Annotated in this window: 22 protein-coding genes; 14 read left to right on the forward strand and 8 right to left on the reverse strand. The window is 61.9% G+C overall.

The window, feature by feature from the left end:
• Positions 1-75: 75 nt before the first annotated feature.
• Positions 76-666, reverse strand: a complete 591-nt coding sequence (locus KGA82_RS28680) for a DUF2796 domain-containing protein (protein WP_223453250.1) — start codon at positions 664-666, stop codon at positions 76-78.
• Between the two features lie 135 nt (positions 667-801).
• Here KGA82_RS28680 and KGA82_RS28685 point away from each other — a divergent pair, with 135 nt between their 5' ends.
• Complete coding sequence (locus tag KGA82_RS28685) at positions 802-1152, forward strand: hypothetical protein (RefSeq protein WP_223453251.1); 351 nt, start codon at positions 802-804, stop codon at positions 1150-1152.
• A gap of 72 nt (positions 1153-1224) precedes the next feature.
• Here the strand turns inward: KGA82_RS28685 and trxA are convergent, their stop codons facing one another.
• The 3 genes from trxA to KGA82_RS28700 all read right to left on the reverse strand — a co-directional run bounded on the left by trxA (position 1225) and on the right by KGA82_RS28700 (position 3386).
• Entirely contained in the window at positions 1225-2097 is an 873-nt protein-coding gene (gene trxA, locus KGA82_RS28690) for a thioredoxin (RefSeq protein ID WP_008042944.1), read from the reverse strand.
• Positions 2098-2268: 171 nt separating this feature from the next.
• A complete protein-coding gene (locus KGA82_RS28695) occupies positions 2269-2925 on the reverse strand; it encodes a class I SAM-dependent methyltransferase (protein ID WP_008042945.1) in 657 nt (218 codons plus the stop codon).
• Positions 2922-3386 carry a YbaY family lipoprotein gene (locus tag KGA82_RS28700; RefSeq protein ID WP_032829111.1) on the reverse strand — a complete coding sequence of 155 codons (465 nt, stop codon included), beginning with the start codon at positions 3384-3386 and terminating at the stop codon, positions 2922-2924. The genes KGA82_RS28695 and KGA82_RS28700 overlap by 4 nt, the downstream gene beginning before the upstream one ends.
• A 128-nt stretch (positions 3387-3514) precedes the next feature.
• Here KGA82_RS28700 and nrdR point away from each other — a divergent pair, with 128 nt between their 5' ends.
• The 12 genes from nrdR to KGA82_RS28760 all read left to right on the forward strand — a co-directional run bounded on the left by nrdR (position 3515) and on the right by KGA82_RS28760 (position 12320).
• Positions 3515-3979 carry a transcriptional regulator NrdR gene (gene nrdR / locus KGA82_RS28705; protein WP_003228656.1) on the forward strand — a complete coding sequence of 155 codons (465 nt, stop codon included), beginning with the start codon at positions 3515-3517 and terminating at the stop codon, positions 3977-3979.
• On the forward strand, positions 3976-5109 hold the full coding sequence (ribD, locus tag KGA82_RS28710; RefSeq protein WP_192228073.1) for a bifunctional diaminohydroxyphosphoribosylaminopyrimidine deaminase/5-amino-6-(5-phosphoribosylamino)uracil reductase RibD: 1134 nt from the start codon (positions 3976-3978) through the stop codon (positions 5107-5109). Before nrdR ends, ribD begins: the two co-directional genes overlap by 4 nt.
• Positions 5110-5155: 46 nt before the next feature.
• On the forward strand, positions 5156-5818 hold the full coding sequence (locus KGA82_RS28715) for a riboflavin synthase (RefSeq protein ID WP_008033746.1): 663 nt from the start codon (positions 5156-5158) through the stop codon (positions 5816-5818).
• Positions 5819-5834: 16 nt separating this feature from the next.
• A complete protein-coding gene (gene ribBA / locus KGA82_RS28720) occupies positions 5835-6926 on the forward strand; it encodes a bifunctional 3,4-dihydroxy-2-butanone-4-phosphate synthase/GTP cyclohydrolase II (protein ID WP_008033745.1) in 1092 nt (363 codons plus the stop codon).
• 91 nt (positions 6927-7017) lie between these two features.
• The gene (gene ribE, locus KGA82_RS28725) at positions 7018-7494 is read left to right on the forward strand and encodes a 6,7-dimethyl-8-ribityllumazine synthase (protein ID WP_003228649.1); all 477 of its coding nucleotides are present in this window, start codon (positions 7018-7020) and stop codon (positions 7492-7494) included.
• The gene (nusB, locus tag KGA82_RS28730; protein WP_008042952.1) at positions 7491-7991 is read left to right on the forward strand and encodes a transcription antitermination factor NusB; all 501 of its coding nucleotides are present in this window, start codon (positions 7491-7493) and stop codon (positions 7989-7991) included. Before ribE ends, nusB begins: the two co-directional genes overlap by 4 nt.
• A gap of 18 nt (positions 7992-8009) precedes the next feature.
• Entirely contained in the window at positions 8010-8975 is a 966-nt protein-coding gene (thiL, locus tag KGA82_RS28735) for a thiamine-phosphate kinase (protein WP_223453252.1), read from the forward strand.
• Positions 8972-9475, forward strand: coding sequence for a phosphatidylglycerophosphatase A (locus tag KGA82_RS28740; protein WP_008033735.1), 504 nt, complete (start codon positions 8972-8974; stop codon positions 9473-9475). Before thiL ends, KGA82_RS28740 begins: the two co-directional genes overlap by 4 nt.
• Before the next feature lie 21 nt (positions 9476-9496).
• A complete protein-coding gene (locus KGA82_RS28745; RefSeq protein ID WP_223453253.1) occupies positions 9497-10234 on the forward strand; it encodes a substrate-binding periplasmic protein in 738 nt (245 codons plus the stop codon).
• A gap of 252 nt (positions 10235-10486) precedes the next feature.
• Positions 10487-11104, forward strand: a complete 618-nt coding sequence (gene ribA / locus KGA82_RS28750; RefSeq protein WP_008033730.1) for a GTP cyclohydrolase II — start codon at positions 10487-10489, stop codon at positions 11102-11104.
• Positions 11101-11520, forward strand: a complete 420-nt coding sequence (locus KGA82_RS28755) for a hypothetical protein (RefSeq protein WP_008033728.1) — start codon at positions 11101-11103, stop codon at positions 11518-11520. Before ribA ends, KGA82_RS28755 begins: the two co-directional genes overlap by 4 nt.
• On the forward strand, positions 11520-12320 hold the full coding sequence (locus KGA82_RS28760; RefSeq protein ID WP_223453254.1) for a cobalamin-binding protein: 801 nt from the start codon (positions 11520-11522) through the stop codon (positions 12318-12320). Before KGA82_RS28755 ends, KGA82_RS28760 begins: the two co-directional genes overlap by 1 nt.
• Before the next feature lie 110 nt (positions 12321-12430).
• Here KGA82_RS28760 and KGA82_RS28765 read toward each other — a convergent pair whose 3' ends face one another.
• From KGA82_RS28765 to KGA82_RS28780, 4 genes are all read right to left on the reverse strand, one after another.
• On the reverse strand, positions 12431-14314 hold the full coding sequence (locus KGA82_RS28765) for a TonB-dependent receptor domain-containing protein (RefSeq protein WP_223453255.1): 1884 nt from the start codon (positions 14312-14314) through the stop codon (positions 12431-12433).
• A 128-nt stretch (positions 14315-14442) separates the two neighbouring features.
• Entirely contained in the window at positions 14443-16341 is a 1899-nt protein-coding gene (dxs, locus tag KGA82_RS28770) for a 1-deoxy-D-xylulose-5-phosphate synthase (protein ID WP_223453256.1), read from the reverse strand.
• Between the two features lie 91 nt (positions 16342-16432).
• A complete protein-coding gene (gene ispA / locus KGA82_RS28775; RefSeq protein ID WP_192228067.1) occupies positions 16433-17320 on the reverse strand; it encodes a (2E,6E)-farnesyl diphosphate synthase in 888 nt (295 codons plus the stop codon).
• Positions 17317-17559: an exodeoxyribonuclease VII small subunit gene (locus KGA82_RS28780; protein ID WP_007894317.1), complete on the reverse strand. Its 243-nt coding sequence runs from the start codon at positions 17557-17559 to the stop codon at positions 17317-17319. Before KGA82_RS28780 ends, ispA begins: the two co-directional genes overlap by 4 nt.
• 1276 nt (positions 17560-18835) lie before the next feature.
• On the opposite strand from KGA82_RS28780, the gene KGA82_RS28785 reads away from it, so the two are divergent.
• Positions 18836-19627 (forward strand): YfaP family protein, encoded by a 792-nt coding sequence (locus tag KGA82_RS28785; RefSeq protein ID WP_008042997.1) that lies wholly within the window; start codon positions 18836-18838, stop codon positions 19625-19627.
• Positions 19628-19642: the final 15 nt, after the last annotated feature.

A 19642-nucleotide genomic window follows, 5' to 3' on the forward strand; every position in this document is an offset into this window, starting at 1 on the left:
ACTGCCAGTCGACATCAATGTTGAATGTGACGACCTCTTCGCGGGCAAGCCTCGCTCCTACAGGGGGCGGTGGGTTCAGAATTTCAGGGCGGCCGCCTTGGCCGTCACTTCTACCCCTTGCTGCCCGCTCGGGCTGATCAGTTGTACCTGAATTTTCTGGGTCGCCGGGAACGTGTTGAAGAGGTTTGCCAGATCCAGGGTTTTCAGTGCGCCCGGCGTTGCGCAGGTGAACTGGTAGTGAGCGTGGATTTCGCTGTGGTCGTGGTGATGCTCGTCTTTGGCATCGTCGTCATGATCATGATCATCATCGGCATCCGGCTTGTCACCGAACAGCGGGCTTTCCAGTTCCTGAGTCGCGACCACGCAACCCGCCGCTTTCGGCAGGTTGAACAGGGTCAGCGGTTTTTCAAGTTGCGCACGGGCGGCGGCGACTTTGGCTTTGTCGGCGTCGCTGGCGGCCGCGTGTTCGAAACCCACCAGGTTCATCGCCGGGCTTTCCAGTTCCAGCTCCAGGGTCTGACCGTCCAGCGCTGCGTTCAGGCGACCGACACCATGCTCGTGGGCACCGAGGCTGCCGTGTTCATGGTCGTGATCATGCTCATCGGCGGCATGGGCGATGGCCAGCGGCAACAGGGCAAACGGCAAAGCGAGCAGCAGACGGCGCATGGCGGGTCTCCGAAAAGTAAAATGAAGAGTTTGTTATGTAATCTTATAACGTAAGCGCGAGGAGTTTGACCGGCTACTTGGCGTTGCACAAGTCCCATGGGAGCATGCAGGTCAGAAATGTGCGGGAGCGAAACCATGTTGCGTATACGCGGAAGCATCGGCGACTGGCCGGTGGATTTGACCCTGGAGATGGACGACGCTGACTGGGCGCGACTCGGCGCGCAGGTGCAGGTGGTCAAGCCAGAGGTCAGTGCGACGCCGGCCAAACCGGTGAATCAGGATGATGCGCAGTGGCAGGTCGCAAAGGATCTGCTGCGCAAGGCCGGGCAACTGAGCGGGCCGGATTTGCTGGAGCAACTGGAAGGTTTGACTGGCAGTGCAGCGTCGGGCAAGCGACTGCTGGTGCGGTTGCGGCATAGCGCGGAAGTGAAAGTGTCGAGCGGCGGTGATACGCCGCTCTACAGCTGGATCAACCCCAATTTGTAGGAGCAGAGCTTGCTCGCGAAGGCGATCTCAAGGACGCCTTCGCCGGCAAGCCGTGCTCCTACAAGGTTGCGATCAATACAGCGCAGCAAATAGCTTACGGCGATACGTGGTCACCAACGGGTGATCATTGCCCAGCAATTCGAACACTTGCAGCAGCGTCTTGTGCGGCAAACCTTCGCTGTAGCTGCGGTTACGCACGAACAGCTTGAGCAATGCATCCAGCGCCGCATCGTACTGCTGACGGGCCAGTTGCTGGATCGCCAGTTGATACACCGCTTCATCGTCCTGCGGATTCTTCGCCAGGCGCGCCTTCAAGTCGGCGGCATCCGGCAAGTCCTTGGCCTGGCCGAGAAACTGGATTTGCGCTTTTGCACCGGCCAATGCGGCCTTGTGTTCATCGCTTTTCACCGCGTCGAGCACGATTTGCGCTTCACCCAGCTCGCCCCGCTCTGTCAGGCAACGGGCATACAGAATCAGCGCTTTGGCGTTGGTGTTGTCTTCGCCCAGCAGCACTTTGAGAATGGCTTCTGCGTCAGCGAAACGGCTTTCGTCAAACAGCGCCTGAGCCTGTTCGAATGGATCAGCCGCCGCCGGTGGCGGCATTTGTACGTGAGGCTCGAGCATGGCGCGGACGGCGGATTCCGGCTGCGCACCGGCAAAACCGTCCACTGGCTGGCCATCCTTGAACAACACCACGGTCGGCAAGCTGCGGATGCCGAAGCGAGCGACGATGTCTTGTTCCAGATCGCAGTTGACCTTGGCCAGCAGCAACTCGCCCTGATAGCTCTCGGCGATGGTCTGCAGCATCGGCATCAGCACTTTGCAGGGCGCACACCATTCGGCCCAGAAATCCACCAGCACCGGTTTGTGGAAAGAGTTCTCGATCACCGACTGGTCGAAATCGGCAGTCGTGGCGTCGAAAATGTACGGCGTTTGCTGACTCATGGGGGATCTCGTAAAAGCGTGAATGGGGCAACTATACGGCTTGGTGGGGGGTGGCTGAAAGTGTGCGCAGTCTGACAGATGGCCTTCGCGGGCAAGCCTCGCTCCTACAGGTCCGCGTCGTTATTAAGAGCGGCACTAAACCTGTAGGAGCGAGGCTTGCCCGCGAAGCTTTTAAGCGCGCCGCGCGTGATACAGGCTCACATACCGAAACTCTTCAGGCTCGGCCAGATCCGGCAAGGTCATCGCTTCGAGCATTTCGATGCGTTGATACAGCGGATGACGAAAATCCCTAACCCGTGAATCCGCCACCAGCGCCTCTCGGCCGCGACTCAAAAACTCATCGAGCAGCGGCAGATTCTCCCGGTCGTACAGCACATCGGCCACCAGGATCAGATCAAAGCGATCCGCCTCGGCGAAAAAGTCCGTCGAGTAACTCAGCTCCACTTCATTGAGTTCGGCATTCGCCCGACAGGCGGCAATCGCCAGCGGATCCAGGTCACACGCCACCACTTCCAGCGCCCCGGCCTTCACCGCGGCAATCCCCGCGACGCCGGAACCGGCACCAAAATCCAGCACGCGTTTGCCTTTGACCCACTCGGGGAATTCAGCGAGGTAGCGGGCCATCGACAACCCGCTGGCCCAGCAGAAACTCCAGTACGGCGGTTCATGCAGAATCCGCCGGGTTTCTTCCGGGCTGAAGGCGCGGTCCATGTTGTCGCCGTCGATCAGCCAGAGTTTCAGGGCGGTATCGGGCAAGGCGACCGGGACAAGTTGTGCATCGCCCAGCAACTCCCCCAACGCCTGTTGCAGGTCGAGCGGTGCAATCATGGCGCTTTGACGAATTGCAGTTGACCCAGGGCCTGGGTCGTCGGCTGGGTGATGACTTGCGACGGCAGGTGCAGAATCAGCTGGCCGGACTGGCTGGCGCGGCCCCGCAGTTCCACGCGGGCACCGGCCGGAAACGAATCCGGGTTGAAGCGCAGGTGAAACGGCAATACCTGATTGGTGCCGATCAGGCTGGAGCTGGCGAGCAATTGTTGCGGGCGATCCTTGTCATCGATCACCAGCAGCGCCAATTCGACTTCGGCACCGGCCGGCACGCCTTGCAAGGTGCCGCTCAATTCACGCTGATAAGCGGGCAACGGACCGAGGTTGGCGGACTCGCGGGCTTTTTTCTGCGCCGCCTGTGGAGCGGGGCCGGGCGTTGGCGGCTGGGGCTTGGGTGCATCGCTGCTGCAGGCCACCAACAGGCTGAAAAGGCTGAGCAATACGAGCGGTCTGAGTGACATTTGCGGCTCCAGCAAGGTGAAATCCATGGATCATTCTCTATAGCCAGTCTGTATACCGCAAACCCTATGGCTTGTCTTGCCACCGGGATGCGCTACCATGGCCCTCCCTTTTTTTGTTGCCTGCCACCATGCACTGTCCCTTCTGCGGTGCCAACGACACCAAGGTCATCGACTCGCGTCTGGTCGCCGAGGGCGAACAGGTGCGCCGCCGGCGCGAATGCCTGGCCTGCGGCGAGCGTTTCACGACGTTCGAAACCGCTGAACTGGTGTTGCCGCGCCTGATCAAAACCGACGGCAGCCGCCAGCCGTTCGACGAAGAAAAACTCCGCGCCGGCATGCAGCGTGCGCTGGAGAAGCGCCCGGTGAGTGTCGAGCGCCTCGAATCGTCGCTGGTGCACATCAAACACAAGCTGCGCGCCACCGGCGAGCGCGAGGTCAAGTCCCTCGTGGTCGGTGAACTGGTGATGGCCGAGCTGCAAAAGCTCGATGAAGTCGCCTACATTCGTTTCGCCTCCGTGTATCGGCGCTTCCAGGACCTCAACGAGTTCCGCGAAGAGATCGATCGCCTGGCCCGTGAGCCGGTGAAAGAATGACCACCTCCACAGAGCTTGCCATCCTCGACGCCCATTACATGGCCCGCGCCCTGGAACTGGCGCGCAAAGGCCACTACACGACGCATCCCAACCCGCGTGTCGGCTGCGTGATCGTGAAGGACGGGCAGATTGTCGGCGAAGGCTGGCACGAGCGCACCGGCGAACCCCACGCCGAAGTCCACGCGCTGCGCGCTGCGGGCGACAAGGCCCGTGGTGCCACCGCTTACGTGACCCTCGAACCGTGCAGCCACCACGGCCGCACGCCGCCTTGCGCCGATGCGCTGGTGAATGCCGGCCTCGCACGCGTCGTCGCGGCGATGCAGGACCCGAACCCGTCGGTGGCCGGTCGTGGCATGCAGCGTCTGGCTCAGGCCGGCATTGCCATCGAAAGCGGTGTGCTGGAAGGTGAGGCACGCAAGCTCAATCAAGGCTTCCTCAAGCGCATGGAACACGGCTTGCCGTTCGTGCGGGTCAAGTTGGCCATGAGTCTCGACGGTCGTACGGCGATGGAAAGCGGCGAAAGCCAATGGATCACCGGCCCGGCCGCACGTTCGGCGGTTCAACGCCTGCGCGCCCAGGCCAGCGTGGTGCTGACTGGCGCCGACACAGTGCTGGCGGACAACGCCCGTTTGACCGTGCGCGCTGACGAGTTGGGGCTGGACGCCGAGCAAACCGCGTTGGCAATGAGTCGTCCGCCGCTGCGCGTTTTAATCGATGGCCGCCTGCGCGTGCCACTCGATGCGCCATTCTTCAAGGCCGGTCCGGCGCTGGTCGCCACCTGCATGGCGATTGAAGAACAATACGCCAACGGCCCGGAATGCCTGATCGTGGCCGGCGACGATGGCTTGGTTGACCTGCGCAAGTTGCTGGTTGAACTGGCCAATCGCGGCGTCAACGAAGTGCTGGTCGAGGCCGGTCCGCGTCTGGCCGGGGCCTTTGCCCAGCAAGGTCTGGTGGATGAATTCCAGATTTTCATCGCCGGCAAGTTCCTGGGCTCGTCAGCGCGCCCGTTGCTGGACTGGCCACTGGCGCAGATGAAAGACGCGCCCGAGCTCAAAATCACTGAAATCCGCGCGGTTGGCGATGACTGGCGAGTCATTGCCATTCCTGCGCCGACGGCGAGCGTATAATTCCGGGCCTGCGCCACGCGACGGCCCTGTTCTCGAGGAGGACTTCATGTTTACCGGCATCATCGAATCCATCGGCAGTATTCGTGCATTGACCCCAAAAGGCGGAGATGTGCGGGTCCATGTAGAAACCGGCAAGCTCGATCTGAGCGACGTCAAACTGGGCGACAGCATCGCGGTCAACGGCGTGTGCCTGACGGCCGTTGAGCTGCCAGGCAACGGCTTTGCCGCGGACGTCAGTCGCGAGACCCTCGACTGCACCGCCATGAACGACCTGAAAAGCGGCAGCCCGGTCAATCTGGAAAAAGCCCTGACCCCGACCACTCGCCTCGGCGGGCACCTGGTCAGCGGTCACGTCGATGGCGTGGGCGAAGTGGTTGCCCGCACCGAGAACGCACGTGCCGTGGAATTCCGCATCCGTGCACCGAAAGAACTGGCCAAGTACATCGCCCACAAAGGCTCGATCACCGTCGACGGCACCAGCCTGACCGTGAACGCGGTCGATGGCGCCGAGTTCCTGCTGACGATCATTCCGCACACCCTGAGCGAAACCATCATGGCGTCGTACCAGCCGGGTCGCCGGGTGAATCTGGAAGTGGACTTGCTGGCCCGTTACCTGGAGCGCCTGTTGCTGGGCGACAAGGCCGCAGAGCCAACCTCCAGTAACATTACCGAAAGCTTTCTGGCCGCCAACGGCTACCTCAAATCCTGACCCAAGGGGGTGCCTTGTGGCGCTCAATAGCATCGAAGAACTGGTTGAAGACATCCGCCAAGGCAAGATGGTCATCCTCATGGATGACGAAGACCGCGAGAACGAAGGCGACCTGATCATGGCCGCCGAGTGCTGCCAGGCCGAACACATCAATTTCATGGCCAAGCACGCCCGTGGCCTGATCTGCATGCCGATGAGCCGCGAGCGCTGCGAAACGCTGAAGCTGCCGTTGATGGCGCCACGCAACGGTTCCGGTTTCGGCACCAAGTTCACCGTGTCCATCGAAGCCGCCACCGGCGTGACCACCGGCATCTCCGCCGCCGACCGTGCGCGCACCGTGCAGGCCGCTGCCGCGAAAGACGCCAAGGCTGAAGACATCGTCAGCCCCGGCCACATCTTCCCGCTGATGGCCCAGGCCGGTGGCACCCTGGCTCGCGCCGGCCACACTGAAGCTGCCTGCGACCTCGCGCGCATGGCCGGTTTCGAGCCGAGCGGCGTGATCTGCGAAGTGATGAACGACGACGGCACCATGTCCCGTCGCGCCGAACTGGAAGCTTTCGCCGCCGAGCACAACATCAAGATCGGCACCATCGCCGACCTGATTCACTACCGGATGATCCACGAACGTACCGTTCAGCGGATTGCCGAGCAGCCGCTGGACAGCGAACTGGGCCAATTCAACCTGGTGACCTATCGTGATTCCGTGGAAGGCGACGTGCACATGGCACTGACCCTGGGCACCGTGTGCGCCGAAGAACCGACCCTGGTTCGCGTGCACAACATGGACCCGCTGCGCGACCTGTTGATGGTCAAGCAACCGGGCCGCTGGAGCCTGCGCGCCGCCATGGCCGCGGTTGCCGAGGCTGGCAGCGGCGTGGTGCTGTTGCTCGGTCACCCGCTCGATGGCGACGTGTTGCTGGCGCACATCCGCGAAACCGCCGATCACGCAGCCGTGAAAAAACCGACCACCTACAGCATCGTCGGTGCCGGTTCGCAGATCCTTCGGGACCTGGGCGTGCGCAAAATGCGCCTGATGTCTGCGCCAATGAAATTTAATGCGATATCCGGTTTCGATCTGGAAGTTGTAGAATACGTGCCCTCCGAATAATGACCGGTTGTTCCCGGCCCTGTATTCGCGGTTCAAATATCACTGAGGGACGCGTAGAAGACGCGTCCCGGCTCTTTAAGAGAACTAACGAATGACCCTGAAGACCATCGAAGGTACCTTCATCGCCCCTAAAGGCCGCTACGCTTTGGTAGTGGGCCGTTTCAACAGCTTCGTTGTTGAAAGCCTGGTCAGCGGTGCAGTTGATGCCCTGGTTCGCCATGGCGTGAGCGAAAGCGACATCACCATCATCCGCGCACCTGGCGCCTTCGAAATCCCGCTGGTTGCGCAGAAAGTCGCTCAGAAGGGCGAGTTCGCAGCCATCATCGCTCTGGGCGCGGTCATTCGTGGCGGTACTCCGCACTTCGAATACGTGGCGGGTGAATGCACCAAGGGCCTGGCCCAGGTGTCCATGGAGTTCGGCGTTCCGGTTGCCTTCGGCGTCCTGACCGTTGATTCCATCGAGCAAGCCATCGAACGTTCCGGCACCAAGGCCGGTAACAAAGGTGCCGAAGCTGCCCTGTCCGCTCTGGAAATGGTCAGCCTGCTGGCGCAGTTGGAGGCCAAGTGATTAGCGACGAAAGCGATCGTTTCAACCCGCGCGATCCAAAGCCTGCGGATGCCGGCAAGCCATCGAAAAGCGTCAAGCGTCGCGAAGCCCGTCAGCTCGCGACTCAGGCGCTGTACCAATGGCACATGGCCAGGCAATCGCTGAACGAGATCGAAGCGCAGTTCCGGGTCGATAACGATTTCAGCGATGTCGACGGCGCCTACTTCCGTGAAATCCTGCATGGGGTTCCCGCGCAGAAAGACCGTATCGACGCCGCACTGACACCTTGCCTGGACCTGACCATCGAAGAGCTGGATCCGGTTGAACTGGCGGTATTGCGCCTGTCCACCTGGGAACTGCTCGAGCGCGTCGACGTGCCTTACCGCGTTGTGATCAACGAAGGTATCGAACTGGCGAAAGTCTTCGGTTCCACCGACGGCCACAAGTTCGTCAACGGTGTACTCGACAAGCTGGCCCCGCGTCTGCGTGAAGCTGAAGTGAAGGCGTTCAAGCGCTGATCCGCGCTTGTAACTGCTATGGGCGAGTTTGAGCTGATCCGCAATTTCTTCGCCGCCGCGCCTTGTGCGCAGGGCGGCGAAGGCGTTGCCCTCGGGATCGGCGATGACTGCGCCTTGCTCGCTGTTCCCCCCGGGGAGCAGCTGGCGATTTCCACCGACACGCTCGTGGCCGGTGTGCATTTCGCAGACCCCTGCGACCCGTTTCTGCTCGGTCAGCGTTCGCTGGCCGTGGCCGTCAGCGATCTGGCGGCCATGGGCGCCACCCCCGTTGCCTTTACCCTTGCCCTGACCTTGCCGACGGTAACCGCCGATTGGCTGGACGCCTATGCCCGTGGTTTGAACCGCATGGCGCAGAACTGCGGCGTCGCGCTGGTGGGGGGCGACACTACCCGTGGGCCACTGAGCCTGACCATGACCGTGTTCGGGCGTGTGCCAAGTGGTTTGGCGTTGACCCGCAGCGGTGCGCAACCAGGCGACCTGCTGTGTGTCGGCGGTGAGCTGGGCAACGCCGCCGGTGCCTTGCCGCTGGTGCTCGGTCAGCGCACGGCTGAAGCCGCCATCGCCGATCCGCTGCTGGCGCATTACTGGTCGCCACAGCCGCAACTCGCGCTGGGCCAGGCGTTGCGCGGTAAAGCCACTTCGGCGCTGGACATCTCCGATGGCTTGCTCGCCGACTGCGGGCACATCGCGCTCGCGTCGAGGGTCGGCATTCAGGTTGAGCGGGACCGCTTGCCGCTGTCGAAGGCCTTAGTGGCCTTCCTCGGTCAATCGGGCGCCGAAAACGCCGCCCTGAGCGGTGGTGACGATTACGTACTGGCCTTCACCTTACCGCCCGTCGAGTTGCCGGGGTTGCTGGCAGATGGCTGGCCAATCCATGTGATCGGGCGCGTGGTCACGGGGCAGGGCGTTGTGCTGCTGGATGCCGCCGGACAAGACATCACCCCGCAAGCACGGGGCTATCAACATTTTCGGGAGACACCGTGACAGATCATCCCAAACAGGTTCCGGCGGAATTCGTACCGCCGTCGGTCTGGCGCAATCCCTGGCATTTCCTGGCGTTCGGCTTCGGCTCGGGCACCTTGCCAAAGGCACCGGGCACCTGGGGTTCGTTAGTTGCGCTACCCTTTATTCCGTTGTGGCAGATGCTGCCCGACTGGGGTTACTGGCTGATGCTGGGCATCACCATGCTGTTCGGCTTCTGGCTGTGCGGCAAAGTGGCCGACGATCTGCGGGTGCACGACCACGAAGGCATCGTCTGGGACGAAATGGTCGGGATGTGGATCACCCTGTGGCTGGTGCCGGAAGGCTGGTACTGGTTGCTCGCGGGTTTCCTGGTGTTCCGCTTCTTCGACATCCTCAAGCCGTGGCCGATTCACTGGATTGACCGGCATGTGCACGGTGGTGTCGGGATCATGCTCGACGACGTATTGGCCGGGGTGTTCGCGTGGTTGGCGATGCAGGGGCTGGTATGGATTTTCGCCTGAGTGGCGGAACAGGGAACTAGGATGGCTCGACGCTGGTTGGCTGTGATGGGTTTCGCACTGTTTGCTTCGCTCGCCCAGGCGGGGGAGGCAGTGACAACGCCATCGGTGATTCATCTGGCCAGCGAAGACTGGGAGGATTACACCGCCGCCGATGGCCATGGCCTGGGTTGGGACGTGTTGCGCGAAGTCTTCGAACCGGTCGGCGTCAAACTGGACATCAGGACCGAACCCTACATTCGCGCCATCGGCCTGGCGCAGCGTGGCGAAGTGGACGCCTGTGTCGGTGGTTATCGGGATGACGTCAGCGACTTGCTGTATCCGCGCTGGAATTACGACACCGATCACATTTACGCCCTGGGGCTGGCCAGCAATCCGGTGCCGACGCCGCAAACGCTGGGCAACTACCGGCTGGCCTGGGTCCGGGGTTACAGCTTCCAGGATTACCTGCCCAACGTACGTCGCTATAACGAGGTGATGCGGCGCACCGGCATTCTGTCGATGCTGACCCACAACCGTGCCGACTACTACATCGACGCGCTGACCGAGGTGGATTACGTGCTCCGCTGGACCAAGGATCCGTCCCAGTTCCGGCGCACGCACATCGCGGAATTGCCGCTGTACCTGTGCTTTGCCAATACGCCCAAGGCGCGGAAACTGATGGCGCTGTTCGACGAGCGAATGGACGTGCTGGTCAAAAACGGCCAGTTGAAACCGATTTTCGAACGCTGGAAACAGCCGTATCCGTTCGACCCGAATTGAACACAAGTTCCGCGGCACACCGCGAACTTTGTAGGAGCCGGCTTGCTGGCGATGGCGTCCATTCAGGCGATAAATATGCAGGCTGAACCTCCGCTATCGCCAGCAAGCCGGCTCCTACAGGTGTTGTTGCGCATTCGGTGATCAAACTTTTAGATCGTTATGCTCCATAATTCAGCCTAAGCGTCTGTAGGAACCTGCTGTTACAATGCCGCGTCTGCGAATCTCCAGTACTTATTGATCAGGAGCACACCGGTGCCTGTCGTTTTTGTCGCCGCTTCCAAGCTGCCAACGCCTTTTGCGCAATTCACCATGCATGGCTTTCTCGATGAAGAGAACGGGCGCGAGCACGTTGTACTGAGCCTCGGTGAGTTCGACGACGGTGCCCCGGTACTCGGCCGCTTGCACTCTGAATGCCTGACCGGCGATGCCTTGTTCAGCCAGCGCTGCGACTGCGGCTCGCAACTCGAGGCTGCCTTGCAGGCCATCGCCCGCGAAGGCCGTGGCGTGTTGCTGTATTTGCGTCAGGAAGGCCGTGGCATTGGCCTGCTGAACAAAATCCGCGCCTATGAATTGCAGGACGGCGGCGCCGACACCGTTGAAGCCAACGAGCGTCTGGGCTTCGCCGCCGACCAGCGCGACTACGCCATGTGCCTGCCGATGCTTGAGCACCTGGGGGTGAAATCCCTGCGCCTGATGACCAACAACCCGCGCAAGGTCAAAGCCTTGACCGACATGGGTATCGTCGTCGCCGAGCGCGTGCCGCTGCACACTGGCCACAATCCGCACAACAAACTCTACCTGGCCACCAAGGCCAGCAAGCTCGACCACATGATGGGCAACGAGCATCAGGGTGAGGTAGACCGGGCGTGACCCGCGGTCAAGTGCGGCGCCGACTGTCCGTCAGCTGGTGGCAATACCTGGCGCTGGCCCTGCTGCCGCTGTTCGTGATCAACGGCGTGTTTGGCCAGGGCGAGGCGATCCTGCCGGTGCTGGCGATGCCGCTGTTCATCGCCGGTGTGGCCTCGATGTTTGTCAGCCTGAAGTTTTTCGGTGGCTACAAACACGCACTGATCGCCACCCAGAAAGCCCTCGATACCCCTGAAGAGCCCGCCGCGTGGATTGTCCTGGCTGCCAAGCGCCGCACTGCGTTTCTGGCCGCCGGTTTACCGGCCTGGATCGGTGCGTTGGCCGTATTCGTCGGTCTTGAAGCGGTGCCGTTGGTGCTGTTGGCGCTGTCGACCACGGTGCTGTTCTACCTCTACCGTATCCCGCGTCAACTCGGCTGATGCGCCGCATCGGGCTGGCGGTTTTGCTGCTGGTCGTCAGCGCTTCGGCTATTGCGGTCGAGCGCGTCGTCAGCCTTGCGCCGTCTCTCTCTGAAATCGTCGTTGAGCTGGGTTCGGCTGATCTTCTGGTCGGCGTACTGGATGCCGGCGATCGTCCCGCTGAACTCAAAGACCTGCCTTCCGTTGGCCGCTACGGCCAGTTGGACATGGAGCAGTTGCTCAGCCTCAAACCCGATTTGTTGCTGCTCTGGCCCGGCAGCGTCGGCTCGGCCCAGCGTGAACAACTCAAGCACCTGAACATCCCCACGTACGTCGCCGACCCCCACACTCTTGACCAACTGACCGCGCAAATCGAGGCGATTGCCACGCAGCTTGGCCGGCCCGAGCGAGGGGCGACATTGGCCAGCGAACTGCGTCAGCGCCTCGATGCACTGCGCCAGCGCTATCGACGGGATGAACCGCTGCGGGTGTTTTATCAGGTCTGGGATCGTCCGCTGTACACCGTCGGTGGCGGGCAGATCATCAGTGATGCGCTGGACGTGTGCGGCGCGCGCAATGTGTTTGCCGACCTGACATTGCCAGCGCCGCAGGTCAGCGTGGAGGCGGTGTTGCAGCGCAATCCCGAGGTGATTCTGGCCAGTGATCAGGCGCAGCTGGAGGCGTGGAAGGCCTGGCCGCAAGTGGCGGCGGTGGCGCAGGGGCGATTGCGGTTGGTGACGGATAAAGGGCTGGAGCGGCCGAGTGGGCAGATGATTGAGGCAACGGCCAAGCTCTGCCAATTGATAGCGCCCGATCGTTAAACCGCGGCGCCACCTTCGCGGGCAAGCCTCGCTCCTACAGAGGATCACGGTGCTTTGTAGGAGCGAGGCTTGCCCGCGAAGAGGCCCACCTGAACACCGCGAATGTCGGATCAGATCTCCGGCGTCCAGGTCACCCCAAACATCCACACCCGACCTTCCTCGCGATACCCATACTGACTGCCGTCATGGCTGTACAACGCCCGGCTGTAACCCTTGTCCAGCAGGTTATCGACCTTCAGCTCAAGCTTGATCTCACGATTCAGCTCCCAACTGCTGCGCAACCCCAGCAGCGCATACCCGCCTAACGGCTGTCGATTGTCCTCATCGTCAAAGCTGCTGCTCACCGCTTGCCAACTGGCGCCGAGACCCAGTCGATCAAACTGTCGATCCAGATCCAGGCTCAAGGTCCGCCGTGCACGACGCGCCAGGGTGTGCCCACTGTCGCGATCCCGCGGGTCGATGAACGCCACGCCAAGGTTGCTCTGCCAACCGAACAGCTCCTGCTTCAACGCCGCTTCAAACCCGTTGATCCGTGCCGAGGCGACGTTCTGTGGGCGGTTGTTGCTGCCGAAGATAATCGCGTCCTTGAGATCGGTGCGATACAGCGAGGCTTCGAGGCGGCTGTTTTCGGTTAGTTGACTGCGCCATTGCAGCTCGTAGCTTTTCGAGGTTTCAGGCTTCAGGTCCGGATTGCTGAAATCCGGGTAATACAAGTCATTGAACGTTGGTGCGCGAAAGCCTTCGCTGTAGGTCAGCAGCACATCGTTATCCGGGTTCAACGGCAGGGTGAAGGTGCCGCTCCAGCTGTTCTGGCTGCCGAACTGCTGGTTCTGGTCGCGGCGCAGGCCCAGTTCCGTGGAAAAGCTGTCGGCCTGATAGCGATGCTGGATAAATGCCGCGCGGTTCCAGCGGCTGTCCTCGTCGAATGCGGTGCTGCTGTTGATGCGGTCTTCGTACCAATCGCCGCCGAGGATCAGGCTGTTGCGCGCATCAAGCGTCAGGTCGTTCTGCCAGTTCACCGAGTCTCGGTAGGTGTTGAACACGCTGCGTTCATCGTTGAGCTTGTCGAAGGTCTGCTCGCGGTTTTCGCTGTGGCCGAACTCAACGCGGGTTTTCCACCGGTCGTTGATGCGCGCATCGAGGTAACTGCTGAGGCTGCTCACCGTGAATTCGTTGTAAGGCTGCTGCTGGACCGATTCGAAGGTGGTGGCATCGAAGCGGCCGAACGGGTTGTCGAACGCGCTTTTGCCACGGTTATCCAGCAGGTTGGCGCCGATTTCGAGGTCATCGGTGAGGGCGTGACTCAGGCTCAGGCTCACCGACTTGTTGCGATACTCATCGTGATCACCATCGCTGGGGTACGACGCGTGGGTGCGATTGATCCCGGCGGTCTCATCGAGACTGGCGCCCAGGTTGAAGCGGGTTTGCTCATCGCCACCGGACACGCCAAGGCTGCGCTCCCACGTCTGGTTACTGCCAAAACCCATGTGCAGGCGCGGTTGCAGGCCTTGTTCGGCGCCACGACGGGTGAAAATCTGGATCACCCCACCAATCGCATCGCTGCCATAAATCACCGAGCGGGAGCCGCGCAGCACTTCCACGCGCTCGACTTGCTCGATGTTGATGTGTTGCAGGTTGCTGTCGCCGGAAGTCGAGTTGCCGATGCGTTGACCGTCCACCAGCACCAGGCTCTGAGCGGATTTGGTGCCGCGAATGTAAACCCCCGGCAAGCTGCCGCGCCCACCGGTTTGCCCGACTTGCACGCCCGGCACGCGACGCAGCAGGTCGGTGATGCTGCCCGGTTGCAGGCGGTCGATGTCGTCGCGGGTGAACACGGTGTTGGCGGCGCTGCTGTCGTTGCGCGCTTCGACCTGGCGGTTGGCGCTGATCAGCACGTCGGGCAGTTTCAGGGCTTGATCGCGTTCGAAGGTGTCGGCCAGGAGCGGGCCGGACGGCAGAAGGGTCAGCGTCAGGGCGAGGCGGGAGAAATTCATCGGTAATCCGTAGCAAACACGGGACTTGTAGGAGCGAGGCTTGCCCGCGAAGAGGTCATAACATTCAACATTTATGTTGACCGTTAGATCGTCTTCGCGGGCAAGCCTCGCTCCTACAGGGGGAGGGGTTACTGAGCTAGCAGTTGCAGGCGTTCGCGGATCGAGGCTTCGATCCCGGCCTCGTCCAGCCCGCACTCGGCCAGCATTTGCGCGGGCTTGGCGTGTTCGACGTAAAGGTCCGGCAAGCCCAGGTGCAGCACCGACTTGAGGATGTTCTCGCGGGCGAGGAATTCGCTGACCGCGCCACCGGCACCGCCCATGATCGCGTTCTCTTCGATGGTCACCAGCAACTCGTGGCTGCCGGCGATTTCGCGAACCAGCTCTTCATCCAGCGGTTTGACGAAACGCATGTCGACCACGGTGGCATCCAGCGTCTGGGCGACTTTCAGCGCCTCGGCCAGTTGCACGCCGAACACCAGCAGGGCGACTTTGCTGCCCTGACGGCGAACCACGCCTTTGCCGATTTCGATTGGTTGCAGGTCTTTCTCGATCGTTGCGTTCGGGCCGTTGCCGCGCGGGTAACGCACCGCCGCCGGGCCGTTGTACAGATGGCCCGTGGTGAGCATTTTGCGCAGTTCGTTTTCGTCGCTCGGGGTCATCACCAGCATGCCGGGGATGCAACGCAGGAACGACAGGTCGAAACTGCCGGCGTGCGTCGGGCCGTCTTCGCCGACCAGACCGGCGCGGTCGATGGCGAACAGGACGTCGAGGTTTTGCACCGCCACATCGTGAACAAGCTGATCGTAGCCGCGTTGCAGGAACGTCGAGTAGATCGCCACCACCGGTTTCGCGCCTTCACAGGCCATGCCCGCCGCGAAGGTGACGGCGTGCTGTTCGGCAATCGCCACGTCGAAATAGCGCAGCGGGAAACGCTCGCTGAAGGCCACCAGGTCGGAGCCTTCTTTCATCGCCGGGGTGATGCCCACCAAGCGTGGGTCGGCCGCGGCCATGTCGCACAGCCATTCGCCGAACACGCCGGAATACTTCGGACCGCTGGCTTTTTTCGGCGCAGCGGCCGGAGCGTCCAGCGGTTCGAGTTTTGTGATGGCGTGGTAACCGATCGGGTCGACTTCCGCCGGGGCGAAGCCTTTGCCTTTCTTGGTGACAATGTGCAGGAACTGCGGGCCTTTGAGATCGCGCATGTTACGCAGAGTGGCGATCAGGGTCGGCAGGTCGTGGCCATCGATCGGGCCGATGTAGTTCCAGCCCAGCTCTTCGAACAGCGTGCCGGGAACCAGCATGCCTTTGGCGTATTCTTCGGTGCGACGGGCGATTTCCCAGGCGCCGGGCAGGCGCGACAGGACCTTTTTGCTGCCTTCACGCATGCTCGCGTAGGTGCGGCTGGAAAGGATTTTCGCCAGGTAATTCGACAAGCCGCCGACGTTGCGCGAGATCGACATGTCGTTGTCGTTGAGGATCACCAGCATGTTGGCGTCCACTTCCGGCGCGTGGTTCAGCGCTTCGAACGCCATGCCGGCGGTCAACGCGCCGTCGCCGATCACGGCAATCGCCTTGCGATCACTGTTTTGCAGGCGGGCGGCAATGGCCATGCCCAGCGCTGCGCTGATCGACGTGCTGGAGTGGCCGACGCCAAAGGTGTCGTACTCGCTCTCGGAGCGGCGCGGGAAGGCGGCGACGCCATCCTTCTGGCGCAGGGTGCCCATGCGCTCGCGACGGCCGGTGAGGATCTTGTGCGGATAGGCCTGATGACCCACGTCCCACACCAGTCGGTCGTCCGGGGTGTCGAAGACGTAATGCAACGCGATGGTCAGCTCGATGACGCCCAGGCCGGCACCGAAATGCCCGCCGGTCTGACCGACCGTGTAGAGCAATTCCAGGCGCAACTCATCGGCCAGGGTTTCCAGCTCGGCTTCGCCTAACCGGCGCAGGCCGTCCGGCGTGTTGGCACGGTCGAGCAGGGGCGTGGTCGGGCGCTTGCGGGGAATCTCATGAAACGTCGTGGGCATCAGGCGAATCGTTATAGGTATAGAAGAGGCGGCAGTTTACCTGATGCATCGGCCCCTGCCCACGCGTTGCTCTTTTTTGGCGGATACGCTGTCAGCTGCGCCGTTCGACGATATACCGGGCCAAATCGCGCAATGGCTCGGCGGCCGCGTCAAACGGTCGCAGCGCGTGCAGGGCCTGATCGCGCAGTTCCAGCGCGTAGGCTTTGGCCGCATCGAGGCCGAGCAGGGCCGGGTAGGTCGGTTTGTCGCGCGCGATGTCGGCGCCCTGGCGTTTGCCGAGGGTTTCGGTATCGCTTTCGACGTCGAGAATGTCGTCCTGCACCTGGAAGGCCAGGCCGATGGCCTGTGCATAAGTCTGCAAGGACTTCAGTTCGTCTTTCTCGGCCCGGCCGCTGGCGAGGGCGCCGAGTTTGACGCTGGCCTCAATCAGCGCGCCGGTCTTGTGCCGGTGCATGTATTCGAGGGCTTTCTGATCGAGCTTCAAGCCGACCGAACCGAGGTCGATGGCTTGACCGCCGACCATGCCGGCCGGCCCTGCTGCCAATGCCAATGCGCTGACCATTTGCAGGCGGATCTCAGCGTCGGACGTGCTCAGGCGCGGGTCGAGCAGGGCGCTGAAGGCCAGGCTCTGCAAACCGTCACCGGCGAGAATCGCGCAGGCTTCATCGAATTTTTTGTGGGTGGTCGGCTGGCCGCGACGCAGATCGTCGTCGTCCATCGCCGGCAAATCGTCGTGCACCAGCGAATAAGCGTGGATCAGCTCCACCGCGCAGGCAGCGCCGTTGGCTTGCTCGGGCTTGCCGCCCAGCGCTTCGCACGCTGCGTAGGCCAGCAGCGGACGCACGCGTTTACCGCCGTTCATCACGCTGTAGCGCATGGCTTCGTAGAGCCGCGCGAGTTCCGGGCTTGGTGCGTTGAACAGGGTTTCCAGTGCCGCGTTGACGCGGGCCTGGCTCGTCGCCGAATACGCTGCAATCATTCTGGTTGATCCGCGTCGAAGGGTTCCTCGGCGAGCTCGCCATCACGTTCGAGCAGCACTTGAACCTTCTGCTCGGCCTGGGCCAGCGCTGCCTGGCAATCACGGGTCAGACCGATGCCTTGCTCGAAAGCCGTCAGCGAGTCTTCCAGCGACAGTTCGCCGTTCTCCAGTCGCTCTACCAGCGTTTGCAGGTCGGCGAGGGATTGTTCGAAATCCAGTGCAGCTTTTTTGCGGGCCATGGCGGCGATTTCCGGTTGACGTTAAACCGGCGCGACACTAGCAGACATGGGGGTTATGGGCAAATGAGGGCATTGTCTGGTGCGCGGTTGGTTGGTTGGTTGGGGGTATATCCGTTTTTGCGGTAACGGCTTCTATTGGTTCCGCCCTTACGGCGGGTCACTTGGAAGAGCCCCAAGTAACCAAGGGCTTTTGCCCCTTTCGTTCGGTGCCTCGCTGTGGCTCGGCATACCCTCGCTCCGGTCCTGCTCCGTGGGCCCGCCGCGATCGGCCATCCATGGCCGTGCGCGGCTAACCCGGCATCCATGCCGGGTTGCCCACTGCGCAGAACCTCCACTCGGCCTCTCGAGGGGGCGTGTACCTCAAGATCAAAAGCGGAAGGCGAGCTAACGCTCGGCCTGATGAGTGGTGAGAATCAAAAGCGTACGCGCCCCCTGTAGGAGCCGGCTTGCTGGCGATGGCGGTGGGTCATCCAACATATTTATTGGCTGGACGGACGCTATCGCCAGCAAGCCGGCTCCTACAGTTGATCGTATTTATCCAAACGCATGTGCATTTCCCTTGTAGGAGCCAGCTTGCTGGCGATAGCGGTAGGGCAGGACGCCATCGCCAGCAAGCCGGCTCCTACAGGGGGATGCGTACGAACAAAGAGCCAGGTCGGCTGGCAGGCCGCCTCGTTTTTGCCTTGGCTTTTGATCTTGATCTGCCCCGTCGGAAGGCCGAGTGGAGGTTCTGCGCAGTGGGCAACCCGGCATGGATGCCGGGTTAGCCGCCCCCGGCCATGGATGGCCGATGGCGGCGGGCCCACGGAGCAGGACCGGAGCGAGGGTATGCCGAGCCTTGGCGAGGCACCGTACGTCAGGGGCGCAGGCGCTTGGTTACTTGGCGCTTTTCCAAGTAACCCGCCGTAAGGGCGGAACCAATAGCCGCCGCTACCCCAGTAATGGATATGTACACCATCAAAAAACTTACCGCCTGACACACAGCCTTCGCGAGCAAGCCCGCTCCCACAAAGGTACCGGGTACATCCGCAGGACTGCTTTCTCAGGTAACAGCACTACTGCAATGACGAGGATTATTCAGCCCACATCCAACAATCATCGTGATCCCCCCCGCAATTCAAGATGTATCCGATTGTTAAAAACCCGCCAAATGGCTAACCTTCGCGCCTTCTACGACCCAATAGTCACGGGTCTTTCTGACGAAACGCAGTATTTGGATCTGTAACGCGCCGAGGATCAGGCGCAAGGTTTCGTTATGCATGGCAGGAGGCATCACATGCGTTCATTTCTTCTATTGCTGATGGGGTGGGTCTGCGCGACCGCAGCCTGTGCCGAACCGACAGCCGAGCTGTCGGAACCGGTGGGCGGCTGGCGCTACAACGGCCTGCTCGATCGCAGCGAAAACCCGCAAGTCGCCTACCCAACGCCGCCCATCGACCGGGGCGTACAGCGCAATCGCACGATGATCGAAGGCCAGCTCAAGGCCATCGGCACTCAACGCGGGCCGCACACGCTGGCGGTCAACGGCAATCCTCTGAACCTGTACACCGACGACCAGGGGCGTTTCGCCCGGCCCTACGCGTTTGGCGCAGGCTCCAACAGCGTCGAAGTGCGCAGCGTCGAAGGCCAGTCCCTCAAGCGCGTCCAATTCTATGAAGCCAACAACCTGCGTACCCCGGCGCGGATTCGCGTGGTGCTGGGTTGGGACGATCCGAAAGCCGAGCTCGACCTGCACATCATTACCCCCGACGGCCAACATGCGTTCTGGGCTCGCCCGGCGATGAGCAACGGCGGCGGCCTCGACCCGGACGGCGTCGACGGCCCCGGCCCGGAAATGTTCACCATGACCGCGCCGCTGCATGGCACCTATCTGGTTTACGTGAACTATTGGGGCAACTTCGGCAGCGGCGGCTATAACTTCGATGAGACCAGCAACCAGAACGAGGTGATCACCTCGCAGATCAACCTGGTGCTGAACGAAAACACCGTCGACGAAAAACGCGAGACCTTCATCGTGCCCCTGCGCGCGATCGGTGACCTGCTGCTGGTCAAGACTTTCAACTATTAAGCATCCCGCACCACG

Origin of the sequence: Pseudomonas sp. BF-RE-22 (assembly GCF_019956155.1) — a bacterium.
GTDB classification, from domain to species: domain Bacteria; phylum Pseudomonadota; class Gammaproteobacteria; order Pseudomonadales; family Pseudomonadaceae; genus Aquipseudomonas; species Aquipseudomonas migulae.